We start from the raw sequence: 14,065 nt of genomic DNA, 5'->3' as shown, positions 1-14,065 counted from the left end.
AAACTCCCTCAATTTCTATCCTATTGTTTCCGGTTATTCAAAACTGTCTGTTGAACAGGACTATAATATTTTCAAACTATACCATGCCCCTATTCTCTTCATAAGGCAGAATCCGGTCATGTCAGACATCTTGAAGTCACTGACTGGGCCAAGTATCGGCACGGAATAGGAGATATTCTGAAAAAACATCTCCCTTGATTATAGTAGATTCTGATCCAATAATCTTTTATTTTACACTAGATTATCCTTAAAGGAGAGAGGAATCCAAGTCTCTTCCCACCGGTTCCATGAGGAGATTGTAAACGGCCTCCATTCGTTCTTGTCCCGAGAACTCGGGATGGTCTGTATCCATCCGGCCCAGGGCATACATCATTTTTTGAAGAGCTGCAGCAACGGTTAAATCCAAGCCCTCTCTGGCACCCGCATCGTACACCTTACGGCCTGCCCCATAGAGAGAAAGAATGGTATTCCCCTTCAAACAGGTGGTGACCACTAGAATGGGAATCCCCCTGCTTAGAAGCCTTTTAAGACCTGAAATTTCATGGGCCGGCAGGTTTCCAGAACCAAAACCACCAACGACGAGCCCAGCCAGACGGGGATGATCCTGCACAGCCTCCAAAATAGAAAGGGAACAGCCGGAAGTCATGGGAAGATAGAAGACCGATGGATTCAAGACTGGGAATAGCCTTGGCTGGGAAGCCCGTCTGGGAATCCGGTGATCCTGAAGACGAACGTTCACCCCTAATTCACCTAGAGCGGGAACCCGGAAGGAATGAAAGGCGTTGAATCCATGCACATTTTCTTTCAGGCTCCTGTTTCCACGAAGGATACGGTCTCCAAAGCAGATCACCACCTCTCCCAAATCCATGGAAGCGGTCTGTACGGAATAGTACAGGTTGTTCAATCCATCCGGACCGGGAGCAAAGATAGGAAGCTGCGCCCCTGTGAGAACCACGGGTTTCCCCAAACCCTGAACCATGTAGTTCAGAGCAGCCGCGGTATCAACCATTGTGTCCGTACCGTGAATCACAACAAATCCATCATAAGCATCGTAGTTTTCATAGATGAGACGAGCCATCTCCATCCGGAGTGTGGAGGACATGTCGGAACTGTCCATCCTTTCTAAGCGCATGATCTCCAGCCTGGCAATGTCATGCAAACGGGGAACCATTTCTATATACTCGGTAGAACAGGGAACAAGAGAGCCATCGGCTCCGGCGGTTTGGCTGATTGTCCCGCCCGTATCCAGAATGAGTATACGAGGCAGCAAAGATGAATCCATAAGCAGCGATCCTTAATGGGTTATCAGTCGACAACAACCCCTTTTCTGATTAGGACATTAGCATACAAAGCCCCTTCCCCTGTAGCAATGACAGCAAAAGCTTTTTTGGCTCTTTCATAAAATTCAAAGCGTTCAATAAAGTTAAAATCCTCAAAATCGGCATTATGTTTTTTAACGATGCCCTTATATTCCTCCCAGATGGGCGTTTTCACATCGTCTCCGGGGACAAGCTCCATTAAGGATACAGGGGATTCATCTCCATAGGGATCCAGCGGAAAAAGTTCCAACACGGCATCTAGAATATCGGTTCCGCTGTGACCATCGGCCCGAACCAGCCTCTGAGCGCATGTGGATGATGGAAAATTTCCGTCTGCGATGATGATTTCATCGGCATGGCCCATTTCCATGAGTATCTTAACTAGTTCTGGTGAAAGAATTTTTGGTATTTTTTTTAACATAAGATGTCCTCCGTCAATTTTTGAATTCAGGGCATGGGTATACTTCAGCCCATCTAGCGTTTTAAAACACCAAAGATGGATTGTCAAGATAAATATTTCTTATAAGACCCCTTCTTTCAAGGCAAATCGTCCAGAAATCTACTAAAATGAAGGTATGAAAATGATAAGAATCCTACCAATTTTAATGTTCCTGGTTTTACAGGGTATTTCCGCTCAAGAATTCAAAGCCAATGACAACTTGAACTACGCCCAGGTTGAGTCAGTTCAGGCAGTGCTGCAATCCAATGGAACATGGACGATTTCTGCGACTCTCAGGCATAACGACCAGGGTTGGGATCACTACGCAGACCAGTGGATTGTGGTCGACCCTGAAACAGAAAAAGTCCTGGGTACAAGAGTTCTGACTCACCCTCATGTGGAAGAACAACCCTTCACACGGAGCCTGACAAGACTGATACTCCCAAAGGGTCAGAGATACCTAGAAATCCGGGCGAAGTGTACTCTCCATGGCTATGAGGGCAAGAGGGTCTTAGTTGACCTGACCCAAAAAAATGGTCCGGGATATTCGATCAAAACCCCTTAAAAAGTTAAAATATTCCTGTTTTCTGTTTTTGAAACCCTGTTTCATTTTAATATCTCATGGTATAATTCCTGCCATTGAAACAACGAGTTCACTAGAACCACAGGAGTATAGAATGAGTCAATACAAAGAAAAATGCGACGCCATTGTCAAAGCACTGGGAGAGGTCAAAGTCGTACCTGTCCTGGCCATCGAAAAAGTGGAAGATGGTATCAAGATGTGTGAAGTGTTGAATGACTGCGGTTTGAAAGCCGCCGAAATCACCTTCAGAACCAAAGCAGCCGAAGGCATCATCAAAGAAGCGGCCCGGCAATTCCCAGAGCTGGTCCTTGGAGCAGGAACTGTTCTCACCCTGGAAGAACTGCACAGGGCCTTCGATGCAGGAGCCCAGTTTGCGGTAGCTCCCGGTTTCAACCCCGTCATTGTCGCCGAAGCCGTTCAGTCCGGATATCCATTTTTTCCCGGATTCTGCACCCCCTCAGAACTGGAGCAGATCATGCAGTTCGGCATCAGAATGGTTAAGTTTTTCCCAGCTGAAGCCATGGGCGGAACTAAAATGCTCTCCAATTTCATTGGTCCCTACAAACATATGGGGATCAAGGTCATGCCTACCGGCGGAGTCAATACAGGAAATCTCGGAGACTATCTGAGTATCCCGCAGATTCCCTGTGCCGGTGGAACCTGGGTCGGGAAAGCGGCAGACATAGAATCAGGAAATTGGGACAAGATTTCTGGAATCGTTAAAGAAGCAGTCGAACTGGCGAAAAAATACTAAAAAAATAAGGCTCTCTGACAAAGATATCAGTTCAGAGGGAGAATGAGAAGGAGTCATTAAATGTCAAAACTTAATATAAAACCAGCCTCAGAGTGCAAATACGATATAGTTTCCTTAGGAGAGGTCATGCTTCGACTTGATCCGGGAGAAGGCAGAATTCACACATCCAGACAGTTTACAGCCTGGGAAGGAGGTGGAGAATACAATGTAGCCCGCGGACTCAGACGCTGTTTTGCTAAGAGAGCCGCCGTTGTCACAGCTCTGGCAGACAATCCCGTGGGAAGACTCGTTGAAGACTTAATCCTCCAGGGTGGCGTGGATACATCTCATATAAAATGGGACAAGTACGACGGCTGTGGCCGGGACACCCGGAACGGACTGAACTTCACAGAACGCGGATTTGGTATAAGAGGAGCCGTTGGTTGCTCCGACAGAGGAAATACTGCCGTATCCCAATTGAAAGAAGGTGACATCGACTGGGAAGGTATTTTTTCAAGCGGCGTCCAATGGTTTCATACAGGAGGCATTTTTGCAGCCCTGTCGGAAACCACACCCGCTGTGGTCATCGAAGCCATGAAGGCTGCCAAGAAATATGGAACAATCATATCCTATGATCTGAACTACCGCCCCTCCCTCTGGAAGGCCATCGGTGGTGAGGCGAAGGCCCAGGAAGTCAACAAGGAGATAGCCCAGTATGTGGATGTCATGATTGGTAATGAAGAAGATTTCACCGCCTGTTTGGGATTTGAAGTAGAAGGAACTGATGAGAATCTCACTGACCTGGAAACAGAAAGCTTCAAGAAGATGATCAAAAAAGCCACAGCGGCATTCCCCAACTTTAAGGCCACCGCCACCACCCTAAGAGGGGTGAAATCTGCAACCGTCAACGACTGGGGTGCCATATCCTGGTATGATGGAGAGATCTTTGAGGCTCAGCACAGACCCAATCTTGAAATCATGGACAGAGTGGGTGGAGGAGATAGTTTCGCATCCGGCCTGATCTATGGATTTCTGACCTTTAATGATGCCGATAAGGCAGTCAACTATGGTGCGGCTCACGGAGCCCTGGCCATGACCACCCCCGGAGACACAACCATGGTCTCACTGGCCGAAGTTGAAAAAATTGTCGGAGGCGGCGGCGCCAGAGTGGACCGCTAAGCTCTTACTAAAGAAAAATGAGAACCGGAGTTTCTTCTTCAGACTTGAGGCTCCGGTTCCATTTGTCCCTTTAGAATATAATCGATGACATCTCCAGCGGAAAAGTCAATTTTTCTTAGAACCAGATCTTTCAATGTTTCCAAATGGGACCCCAGTGTTACCAGTGGTTTTTCAATGCTTCCGTCGGCATAGACAGAAGGCATACCAACAGTAGCAAACAGAGCGTTGCACAAGCAGCACTTCCCCTGTTCCGCTTCCTGTGGATCTCCCCCTTTCTTGATAAAAGCCTCTTTGTTTTCTGCAGAGCAGCGGTAAGCAAGGGTTCCATCTTCTTTTTTATATGCCTGCCTCAGGTATCCCAGGTTACAAATCTTCTTTCTCATTTCAAAGACTCTTTTTTCTGCAATAGTATCCTTGAGTTTCAAGACTTTAAATGGAAAACCCGTGGGAGAAGCTTCAGCATCTGTGAAAACTGAGCTATCCCCATTTTTGACAACATCGATAATTTTTTTTCTCAGTTCCGGAAAAATACCAGAGTCCCTGCACAGGGCAAAGGCCGACCCGGCTTGTATGCCTGCGGCACCCGCCTTCAAGGCGGCCTTCAATCCACTAGGAGTGCCAAAAGATCCCGCCAGCCAGAAGGGAAGTCCCAACTCCTTGATTTTTTCAGTATCCACTGCATCTCTATCACCGTAAACGGGTTCCCCCGCCTCATCCAGCATCATTTTTCCCCTGGGAGGAGCATTATGCCCTCCAGCCTCATGATTCTCGATGATGAGACCATCAATGGGACCAGAGGCCTTTTTCACCATCATGGTCGCCAGAAAATTTGAAGATACAATGGGAAGAAAACGGGGAAGCTTCAACGGCGGCAGCTTTGTTCCGAAGAGAGCCGCCGGGTCAAAGTGAGAAAAAAAACTGTCTGATTTATCAGCCTCTTCAACACTGAGTCTTAGCGAAGCATCCTGATTCTCGGACAAACGTTTCAGTATCCCGGGGATTTCCAAAGGGATTCCGGCTCCGACGATGACATAATCAATTCCGGCCAGAAGAGCACCGTAGATTGAAGAAAGAGTGGGTAGCTGAACTTTAGCTAGATAATTGACTCCAACGGGGCCGTTATGCCCCTCTTTGGCAAGGTATGTTTCTGTAAAATTGGCCGCCACTGTCAGTTCATTCAGACGATCATTGTTGTTAATACTAAATAGGGGTACCTGGGCATACTTCCGCCCGGTTCCTCCGGAAACAAAGTATTTGTCCAGAATGCGCTTAGCCGCCTCCTGAAAGGGAAAGGCTTTCAGAGCTCGTCGCATATGGCCCCCGGGATCACCATCTTGAAGGCGTCTGGCAAGAACACCATCCAGGGCTGTTCCTGAAATGACTCCCAACTGTCCCCGTAAGGCGACCTCTCTAGCGAGAATCCAGTTAGAAACGGCAATACCCATGCCGCCTTGTATTAGTTTTGGATGGTCCATATCTGACTCCTTATCCTTATGATCTTTTGTTAAATTCAATACCAGAATAGTACGGGATGTTTGTAAAAGTGTAAACGTTATTTTGACAGTTTAAACAGATATGTCATAAATAGTCCATATACACTAGGTTTATATTGACATTTTAGATTTTTATGTCAATATAAAAACAAGAAGGAGTACTCCCATGAAGAACAAAGAAGACATCGTCGTCACAGGTATCGGAACGTTAACACCCATAGGCTTAAACAAGGATGATTTCTGGAAGAATCTCATATCCGGAGTTTCCGGTGCGGCCCCTATACAGGCATTCACCCCGGAGGGTTTTTCCACAACCATAGCTTGTGAACTCAAGGACTTCAAAGCTTCTGACTTCATGGATAAAAAGAACGCCCGCAAAATGTCACGGTTTTCACAGATTGCGGTTTGTGCCTCTCTTGAAGCCGTAAAGGATGCTCATCTGGATCTCAGTAGTTTTGATCCCGTCAGAGCCGGCTGCATCATGGGATCTGCGGCGGGAGATTATGAGGTATTGGAAAAACAGTTTGCTATTCTCACCGAGCGGGGTCCCGGCAAGGGACACCCTCTGGCAGTCCCCAGAATCATTCCCAATATGGCAGCAGGAAACGTGGCCATAGAACTGGGTCTCCACGGTCCCAACATGGCCGCCCTGTCCGCCTGTGCCACAGGGATTCATTCCATAGCCTCGGCCATGCATATCCTCAGACTGAATCAGGCGGATGTGATGATAGCCGGAGGAACAGAGTCGACAATTACCCCCCTGGTGGTGGATGCCTATGGATGCATGAGGGTCCTCTCAACCAGAAATGAAGATCCCCGAAAAGCCAGCCGCCCCTTCGACAGGGATAGAGACGGATTTGTCATTGGCGAGGGAGCAGCCGCCCTTGTTCTTGAGAAACGAGGAGCCGCAGAAAAACGAGGAGCCCGTATTTACGCCTGCCTGGCCGGGGTTGGGATGACAGCCGATGCCTCCAGTATTGCCGCTCCTGATGAAAACGGAAGGTGGTCGGGTAGAGCCATGGAGCTGGCCATTGCAGATGCGGACTTAACACCCGGGGATATCGGGTATATCAACGCCCATGGAACATCCACTCAGGCCAATGACAAAACAGAATCCCGGGCCATTCAGGGCGTCTTTGGCGAAAGGAGTTCTAAGATTCCAGTGAGCTCCAATAAGTCCATGATTGGCCATACCCTGGGCGCTGCAGGGGCAATAGAAACAGCCGCCACCATTTTAAGCCTTTATAATGGGATCATTCCTCCCACCATCAACCAGGAAACCCCCGATCCTGATTGTCCTCTGGACACTGTTCCCAACCAGGCCAGGGAGCTCCGATTTTCCGCAGCCCTGACCAACTCCTTCGGCTTCGGCGGGCAGAATGCCGTGCTGGCCATAAAAGGAAATAATTGACAGAGTCCTCAGTGGGATATGATAATGAACAAATCAATCCCTTTTAAGGAAGTAATACATGAGTCAAACAGGAAAAGCCGCGGTCTGGAAGGGTCCTTATGACATAGAGATTCAAAATCTCCCCATTCCCAAGGTCAAAGAAGACGGCCTTCTATTGAAGGTGGAGGCTGCCGGAATCTGCGGCACAGACGGACACCTCATCCAGGATACGCCCCCCTACCCGGCCATCATGAGCCATGAAGTCACTGGGACAATCGTCTCCATGGGTTCAAAGGCCAATAAGAGCCTGAACATCTTTGGAGGTCCCCTGGCAGAGGGAGACCGGATCGTCCTCTATCCCTGGATTACCTGCGGTAAATGCGCAGGATGCCTGGCCAGCCGTCCGGGAACCTGCACAGTCTGTGATAACTCCTTTGTCTATGGAGTCCCCTACTCCAAGCTGGGACTGGAAGGCAAAGAAACAATCAGTTCAGATATCAGCCATTGGCCCTACTTCATGGGAGGGTTTGCAGAGTATGTCTATGTTTTTCCAGAAACCTATGTGTGGAAAGTTCCCGATGCCATGCCCGCCGACATTGCCGTGCTCCTGGACCCCATGGCTGTGGCCATGAGAGCCCTGGAACTGACCCTCACAGGACCGGGTATCATGGAAGCAGGATTGACAACTGATTCACGAGTCGCCGTTATAGGCTCCGGTCAGGTAGGTGTATTGTCGGCTCTTCTGGCAAGGCTAATGGGAGCTCGCCAGGTGATCATGATTGGAAGCCGGGACACCCGGCTGCGCCTGACAAGAGAGATTGCCCGGGCCGACCATATCATCGATTATCATCAGCACGACAGAAAGGAACGCATAGAAATGGTACGGGATTTGACTTCCGGCGGCGCCGATGTGGTCATTCAGTGCTCCAATAACGTGGACACCTTTGTGGACGGGCTTGAAATGATGCGCCGCATGGGGACCTTTATTGAGGTGGGCAACATGGTCAACCAGGGTCGGGAGGTCTCCTTTGATCCGGCAAGACTCGTGTGCAGCAAACACGCCCGTATCCTGGGGATGAGCGCCAACCACCCGGCAGCCTTCAATAAAGCCTTTGGAATTCTTGAACGTCATGAGTCGTTGGGACTGTCTAAAATGTTCACTCACAGAACAAACCTGGAAGGCCTTCTAGGTACATTGAAAAAAATGAATGATACGGATTACCTCAAGGGAATTGTCATTCCCGAAAAGTGAAAAGACTTTCACTTTTTTCGTAAATGAACACTTGCCAGAAAGAGAATTCAGGAGCACAATTAGTTTCTCCGGTTTCGATTCCCGGTTGTCTCCGTCGGTCCAGTTGATCCTTCCTGCCCGGCGGAGTTTTTTTTATAATTCAAGTTTGAAAATCAACAACACTTGCCAAATCCACAAGCCCGGGCATAAACTCCGGCCACATCCCTGATACGGCTGATAATCAATTCTTCGGCGGACAGCTTGATCTGCCCCTCCTGCACAGCCGTATATTGATTCGGCATATACTGACTCAGCAGAGAAAGAGAGATACCTCCCTCATTCAGATTTTTCTTTAACAGGGCAACAGAAGCCTGCAGCTCTTTATTGGGCCAGTAGTAACGGCTCCTGTCACTGAAGCTGTATTTCCGTTTGAAATGCTGCTGCTCCGCTGTACCGGGATAGTACTTCTTCCAGTAACCCGGATTTTCCTGCATCACCTTCTCGAGGGTCGCTTTTAAACCTGAGAGTTTGACCCCCCTTTGATGACCAAGCAGCTCAATTTCCATGCTTTCCAGGGCAAAAAGAGCCTCTCTGTAGGCAAAGGTCAACCAGGGACCGACTTTGAGGATGCAGTAGTGATCTTTCACCAAGCGGGAAAGTCCTGTTTCACTCTGGTAGTCGGTAGAGTGAGCTTCATAGACAAACTGGGGATTCCCTTCAATCATGGCACTGAGGTCGGCGGCAGCCTTACTGTCGTAATGAAAGACCTGATCATCTCCAAACTCAACTCCGGGCTGAACAACCAGGCCGATGACCCGTTTCCATGCACTGTGCAGACCCCGGGCCTCAAAGGCGGCCTTGGTAACAGCAATTGTGTTTTTAGCATTCAAAGCGGGTGTGGGAGTGACAGTCTCTTCCTCTTCCTGGGCTCCCCCTGGGATGGGAACTTCTGTTCCGATGATATAGATGATGTCTGATTCTCCGCCAAAGCTCTCGGTAAAGGTTTTTTCTGCAACACTGCAGAGCTCTGCTGCCCGGGAGGAGACAATTTCATCGGCCAGGGGTTTGTGCCTGTCGCCCTTGTCATCGGCGCAGAACATGGAGGCATCCAGATGGATTTTCTTGTATCCAGCTTTGACATAGGCGGCAATCAGGTCACGGGCTTTTGCCATGGCCTCTTCTGCCGGCTCACCCTGCCATGCGTTTGGTCCCAGATGATCCCCCCCTAGAAGGACTTTCTCAAAGGGAAGTTCTGATTCTTGAGCCAAACCTTTGACATAATTGACAAATTCAGCCGGCACCATACCGGTATACCCGCCAAACTGGTCAACCTGATTACTTGTAGACTCAATAAGGACGATTGAACCGTCGTCTCTAGCCTGAAGCATACAGGCTTTGATTACATCCGGGTGGGCAGAGCAGACTGAATATAGCCCTGTAGCCTTACCAGCTTTATTGTTTTTCATAAGATTCAAAAATTCTCGTGTTGCTGTCATATTTTAACTCCACTTTTTTTATGATTGGATTCTATAGTAAATTAATGCAGTCTATATATATTTTTTAATGCTCGATCTATCCCGAAACAACTGTTTCGTGCGTAATACACGAATATCCTTTTCTTCCGAACTTATCAATCGAAGAATTTCTTCCCCTGCGATTTGACCAATTAAGTCTACATCAAGTTCATAAGCAGACAGCTGAGGAGTCGAAGCAATAGAATAATCAAGGACCCCTCCTCCTGTGGAAATCATGGAGACATCCTCTGGAATTGAATAACCCATTTGGTTCAAAACCATATAAATACTAGCAGCGATATAATCATCATGAGACAATAACGCGGTAATATTTTTTTCCTGAATGATGGTTAACTCCTGTTTTATCGATGCAATATCATAATTAGGAAGTTCTATTAAACTAAACTCAAAACCAGAAGAAGCAAATTCAAGGGATGCTTTCTGAACCCCCATTCGCCTATCCAATGTTATGTTAGGTAAGTCTGAACGAGGATAATCCACATAAAGAATTCTCTTATGACCGTTATGAACAAGCTCAAGTGCAGAATTATAAGCACCCTGAAAGTCATCAACAAGCACTGATGTATAGGAATCTTCCAAAGAACTATTATTGATAATAATAACTGAAATACCACGGATAGTAAGATCATGAAATAAAGATTCATCAATATGATGAATGGAAACAACAGCATGAACATTCATTTCAATTAATTTACGGAGAGTATCCTCTGTTCTTATTATGTTATTGATAGGTATAATTACAGGAAAAAAATCATTACTAATGAGATTTTGTTCTATCTGTTTGATTATTCTGGTAAAGATACTCCAAGAATGCATACTGAATTCATCAATTGGCTGAAGAATAGCTATACTACCAAGGCGTTTTTCAACACGTTTTTCCCGCTTTGGAGGAACATATCCCATTTGATCTGCTGTCTTCTTTATTCGGTCAGCAACTTCTCTGGAAACACCTGATTTACCTGACAATGCCATTGAGACAGTAGCAATAGAGACATGTTCTACTTTAGCAATTTCTTTTAATGATACTTTTCTATTTCCAGTTGCTATACCCACGATCTAAACCTTTTATGACTTATTTATGTATTACGTTATCAAAAAGTACTGTTCCTTCCATTGGACCTCTTTTTGTGACTGCTGAAGCTCCTGCATAGTTTGCTCTTCGCAAGCATGTTTCCAAGGACCACTGATGAATGACTCCAGCTATAAATGCACCAGCGAAGGTATCTCCTGCACCGGTGGGATCCACTTCTTCTACAGAGATAGGCTGAGCGTCTATGCACTGACTATCGGTGTAAACCGAAGCCCCCGCTTTACCACGTTTAACAATTACAGTATGAATACCTTTTGTAAAACATGAATCCAAAGATTGCTTCAGACTCGTCTTTTGAGTAAGGAATTCTAACTCATCTTCAGTAACAAATAGGATTTTAGTCTTTGAAAAAAGATCAAGAATCAATTCTTTTAATTTAGGATCACTTTTTAAAATTTCAGGCCGTATATTAGGGTCGAACGAAACAAGACATTCATCAGGAATCATTTTAATCGCTTTATGGTGAATTGAAAACATCTCTTTATTAAAGATTGAAGACCCCATAACATGAAACACAGCAATATCATTCCATGACATAGTATCAAGGTCTTCACTTCTCAATGTACCGCAGGCGGCATTTTTTAAATGAAAAATAAAGTTTCTGGAACCATCGGAATTATACCGGACAAATGCTATGCCTGTCGAAACGTCTGCAGTAATTTTTATATTAGTTATATCGACTCCGTCCTCTTTCAATTTTTTAAGACACATTTTTCCAAAATCATCATCTCCTACAGCTGCAAGAATAGAACAAGGTACTTTAAATTTTGCGACCTGATCAATAAAAATGGCTGGAGCACCACTTACATAGGGTCCGGAGAAATCCCCTGCGTCCAGAAATGACTGATCCTTCTCATTCGCCATTATTTCAACTAAAATCTCACCGATGACAAGAACTTTTTTCATTAACCCTCTACCTTTAACATTTTTTTCTTATTTCTGATGTCTGCATAAACAGCGATGAGAATAATAATTCCTTTTATGATCAGTTGATAAAAGTATGATAGTCCCAAAAGGTTCATACCATTATTTACAATTCCAATAATTAAGGCACCTATAAAAGTTCCGATTACAGAACCATATCCACCGGAAAGACTGGTTCCTCCAAGTACTGCCGCAGCAATTGCATCAAGTTCATAACCTAAAGCGGCATTCGGTTGAGCAGAATACAGACGGGAAGTCAAAATAATACCGCTGACAGCTGATGCTAAACCAGTGATCATAAAGACAATAACTTCTATTTTTGCAGTATTTACACCGGCATATTTTGCAGACTCACGGTTACCACCAACAAGTTTAGTTTGACGACCGAGTTTCGTTTTATCCAGTACAATATGAGAAATAATAAGTAAAACAAGAACAATCCACACAGGAATTGGGATAAACAGAAACCTGTCATTTCCAATAGCCAGAGCACTTGGCAGTTCAATGGGTACAGGCTTGGAATCAGTAAATGAATATGCTACTCCACGAAAGATTCCCATAGTTGCCACAGTAACAATAAAAGGAGGGATTTCTAGTTTGGCAATGATAATTCCATTAATAAATCCAACAATCAATCCTGCCGTGATGGCTGCAGCTATTGCAACAAAGAGTATTCCTGTTGCATTTAGGGTAATCGCAAAGACCATGCCCGCAAGAGCAATAATGGATCCCACGGATAAGTCAATTCCACCGATCATCAAGGCGTAGGTCATCCCGAAAGCAGTAATAGATATGATTGAAACCTGAAGCAAAACACTAAGCAGGTTATTTACGGTCAGAAAATACTGACTCAATAATGAAAAAAATACTGCTATCAACAGTAATGCTAGTAATATTCCCCCATAATTTCTAAGGAACCTATTCTTATGATTAATGTTCACATTCCTATCCTTCTACTCTGTTAATTTCATGAGAATCTGATCCTCAGTAATTTTATCTGTTTGTATGTCATGAATAATTGAATTATTTCGAACCAGACCAACTCTATGGCAAAGGTTCATTATCTCAGGCAGTTCTGATGAAATAAGGATGACGGCAACACCAGTCTTCACAAGTTCCTGAATAACCTGATAAATTTCAAATTTTGCTCCCACATCTATACCTCTTGTGGGTTCATCGAGGATAAAGATATCAGGATTATGTTCAAACCATTTAGCCAACACAACTTTCTGCTGATTTCCACCACTAAGATTGTTAACCATCTGGTCAGTGCTGGGTGTTTTTATTCTGAACCCTTTTACATGTTTTTTTGCCAGTTCAGATTCTTTTCTCCGGTTTATAAATCCATGCTGAATAACATGATCAATACATACCATAGAAATATTTTCTTCTATGGATGAAGTAAGTATAAGACCTTCTTCTTTTCTATTTTCTGTAACAAAAGCCATTCCTGAGTTTATTGCTTTAGTAGGTGTATTTACATTGATTTCTTTTCCATGAATAACAATTCGCCCCTCTTTCTTCGGGAGAACTCCGAAAAGACCTTTCATGATCTCAGTTCGTCCTGAACCCACCAAACCGTACAGTCCATATATTTCTCCTTTTTTAACATGAAAGGAAATATCATGATAAAAAGGGTTATTTGTCAGATTTTCAACGCGGAGAGCATCATCCTCCTGTATAGAATTCACCATTTCAGGGAATGCATGCTGGAGATCTCTGCCGATCATCATTTTGACTAAAGATGCCTGATCAACATTTTCAACTTTCTCTGTACCAATATATTTACCATCTCTGAAGACAGTCACTTCATCGCAAATAGTAAAAACTTCAGACATTTTATGTGTAATATAAATGATGGCACATCCCTTTTCTTTTAAGTGTCCAATGATCGAAAAAAGGATTTTCACCTCTTCATCACTCAGTGAGGAAGTGGGTTCATCAAGAATCAGGATTTTAGGATCCAATCTGATGGCTTTAATAATTTCAATTAGCTGTCTTTCTGCTATTGAAAGACTTAAAACAGGAAGTGAAGAATTAATTTCAATCCCGAAAGAACGAAGTAGTTTATCCGTTTCAACCTCCATCTTCCTGTCACTAATGGAGAAACCGGATTTCCCGATAGGTTCTCTCATGACAAAAATATTTT

General features: G+C 45.1%; 13 protein-coding genes. 5 read left to right on the top strand and 8 right to left on the bottom strand.

What is annotated here, in order from left to right; genetic code table 11:
- Window positions 1-247 precede the first annotated feature (247 nt).
- Window positions 248-1,282 carry an asparaginase gene (locus EXM22_RS00065; RefSeq protein ID WP_149484543.1) on the bottom strand — a complete coding sequence of 345 codons (1,035 nt, stop codon included), beginning with the start codon at window positions 1,280-1,282 and terminating at the stop codon, window positions 248-250.
- 23 nt (window positions 1,283-1,305) lie between these two features.
- Window positions 1,306-1,740 carry an RbsD/FucU family protein gene (locus EXM22_RS00060; protein ID WP_149484542.1) on the bottom strand — a complete coding sequence of 145 codons (435 nt, stop codon included), beginning with the start codon at window positions 1,738-1,740 and terminating at the stop codon, window positions 1,306-1,308.
- A 154-nt stretch (window positions 1,741-1,894) separates the two neighbouring features.
- Here EXM22_RS00060 and EXM22_RS00055 point away from each other — a divergent pair, with 154 nt between their 5' ends.
- From EXM22_RS00055 to EXM22_RS00045, 3 genes are all read left to right on the top strand, one after another.
- Entirely contained in the window at window positions 1,895-2,323 is a 429-nt protein-coding gene (locus tag EXM22_RS00055) for a hypothetical protein (protein ID WP_149484541.1), read from the top strand.
- A gap of 112 nt (window positions 2,324-2,435) precedes the next feature.
- Window positions 2,436-3,095 (top strand): bifunctional 4-hydroxy-2-oxoglutarate aldolase/2-dehydro-3-deoxy-phosphogluconate aldolase, encoded by a 660-nt coding sequence (gene eda, locus EXM22_RS00050; RefSeq protein ID WP_168203249.1) that lies wholly within the window; start codon window positions 2,436-2,438, stop codon window positions 3,093-3,095.
- A gap of 60 nt (window positions 3,096-3,155) precedes the next feature.
- Window positions 3,156-4,253, top strand: a complete 1,098-nt coding sequence (locus EXM22_RS00045) for a sugar kinase (RefSeq protein WP_149484539.1) — start codon at window positions 3,156-3,158, stop codon at window positions 4,251-4,253.
- Window positions 4,254-4,291: 38 nt separating this feature from the next.
- Here EXM22_RS00045 and EXM22_RS00040 read toward each other — a convergent pair whose 3' ends face one another.
- Window positions 4,292-5,728, bottom strand: a complete 1,437-nt coding sequence (locus EXM22_RS00040; RefSeq protein ID WP_149484538.1) for a nitronate monooxygenase — start codon at window positions 5,726-5,728, stop codon at window positions 4,292-4,294.
- 184 nt (window positions 5,729-5,912) lie between these two features.
- On the opposite strand from EXM22_RS00040, the gene fabF reads away from it, so the two are divergent.
- Both fabF and EXM22_RS00030 read left to right on the top strand, forming a co-directional pair.
- Complete coding sequence (gene fabF, locus EXM22_RS00035) at window positions 5,913-7,157, top strand: beta-ketoacyl-ACP synthase II (RefSeq protein WP_149484537.1); 1,245 nt, start codon at window positions 5,913-5,915, stop codon at window positions 7,155-7,157.
- 58 nt (window positions 7,158-7,215) lie between these two features.
- A complete protein-coding gene (locus EXM22_RS00030; RefSeq protein ID WP_149484536.1) occupies window positions 7,216-8,388 on the top strand; it encodes a zinc-dependent alcohol dehydrogenase in 1,173 nt (390 codons plus the stop codon).
- 152 nt (window positions 8,389-8,540) lie between these two features.
- On the opposite strand, the gene EXM22_RS00025 is transcribed toward EXM22_RS00030, so the two are convergent.
- Genes EXM22_RS00025 through EXM22_RS00005 form a run of 5 tightly spaced genes read right to left on the bottom strand, consistent with a single transcriptional unit; the run spans window position 8,541 to window position 14,051 of the window.
- Window positions 8,541-9,863 carry a D-tagatose-bisphosphate aldolase, class II, non-catalytic subunit gene (locus EXM22_RS00025; protein WP_149484535.1) on the bottom strand — a complete coding sequence of 441 codons (1,323 nt, stop codon included), beginning with the start codon at window positions 9,861-9,863 and terminating at the stop codon, window positions 8,541-8,543.
- A gap of 51 nt (window positions 9,864-9,914) precedes the next feature.
- Window positions 9,915-10,955 carry a LacI family DNA-binding transcriptional regulator gene (locus EXM22_RS00020; RefSeq protein ID WP_149484534.1) on the bottom strand — a complete coding sequence of 347 codons (1,041 nt, stop codon included), beginning with the start codon at window positions 10,953-10,955 and terminating at the stop codon, window positions 9,915-9,917.
- Window positions 10,956-10,974: 19 nt separating this feature from the next.
- Window positions 10,975-11,898, bottom strand: coding sequence for a carbohydrate kinase family protein (locus tag EXM22_RS00015; protein WP_149484533.1), 924 nt, complete (start codon window positions 11,896-11,898; stop codon window positions 10,975-10,977).
- The gene (locus EXM22_RS00010; protein WP_149484532.1) at window positions 11,898-12,857 is read right to left on the bottom strand and encodes an ABC transporter permease; all 960 of its coding nucleotides are present in this window, start codon (window positions 12,855-12,857) and stop codon (window positions 11,898-11,900) included. Before EXM22_RS00010 ends, EXM22_RS00015 begins: the two co-directional genes overlap by 1 nt.
- A 12-nt stretch (window positions 12,858-12,869) precedes the next feature.
- A complete protein-coding gene (locus tag EXM22_RS00005; RefSeq protein WP_168203616.1) occupies window positions 12,870-14,051 on the bottom strand; it encodes a sugar ABC transporter ATP-binding protein in 1,182 nt (393 codons plus the stop codon).
- Window positions 14,052-14,065: the final 14 nt, after the last annotated feature.

It is taken from the genome of Oceanispirochaeta crateris (assembly GCF_008329965.1).
Lineage (GTDB): Bacteria > Spirochaetota > Spirochaetia > DSM-2461 > DSM-2461 > Oceanispirochaeta > Oceanispirochaeta crateris.
The sequence above is the reverse complement of the archived record's forward strand: the minus strand, read 5'-3'. Positions and strand labels throughout refer to the sequence as shown.

What these genes read in the sequence shown, in the direction of transcription:
- fabF (WP_149484537.1), top strand. Translation starts at nt 5,913, where the DNA reads ATGAAGAACAAAGAAGACATCGTCGTCACAGGTATCGGAACGTTAACA.
- EXM22_RS00015 (WP_149484533.1), bottom strand. Translation starts at nt 11,898, where the DNA reads ATGAAAAAAGTTCTTGTCATCGGTGAGATTTTAGTTGAAATAATGGCG.
- EXM22_RS00060 (WP_149484542.1), bottom strand. Translation starts at nt 1,740, where the DNA reads ATGTTAAAAAAAATACCAAAAATTCTTTCACCAGAACTAGTTAAGATA.
- EXM22_RS00005 (WP_168203616.1), bottom strand. Translation starts at nt 14,051, where the DNA reads ATGAGAGAACCTATCGGGAAATCCGGTTTCTCCATTAGTGACAGGAAG.
- eda (WP_168203249.1), top strand. Translation starts at nt 2,436, where the DNA reads ATGAGTCAATACAAAGAAAAATGCGACGCCATTGTCAAAGCACTGGGA.
- EXM22_RS00065 (WP_149484543.1), bottom strand. Translation starts at nt 1,282, where the DNA reads ATGGATTCATCTTTGCTGCCTCGTATACTCATTCTGGATACGGGCGGG.
- EXM22_RS00040 (WP_149484538.1), bottom strand. Translation starts at nt 5,728, where the DNA reads ATGGACCATCCAAAACTAATACAAGGCGGCATGGGTATTGCCGTTTCT.
- EXM22_RS00045 (WP_149484539.1), top strand. Translation starts at nt 3,156, where the DNA reads ATGTCAAAACTTAATATAAAACCAGCCTCAGAGTGCAAATACGATATA.
- EXM22_RS00055 (WP_149484541.1), top strand. Translation starts at nt 1,895, where the DNA reads ATGAAAATGATAAGAATCCTACCAATTTTAATGTTCCTGGTTTTACAG.
- EXM22_RS00030 (WP_149484536.1), top strand. Translation starts at nt 7,216, where the DNA reads ATGAGTCAAACAGGAAAAGCCGCGGTCTGGAAGGGTCCTTATGACATA.
- EXM22_RS00025 (WP_149484535.1), bottom strand. Translation starts at nt 9,863, where the DNA reads ATGACAGCAACACGAGAATTTTTGAATCTTATGAAAAACAATAAAGCT.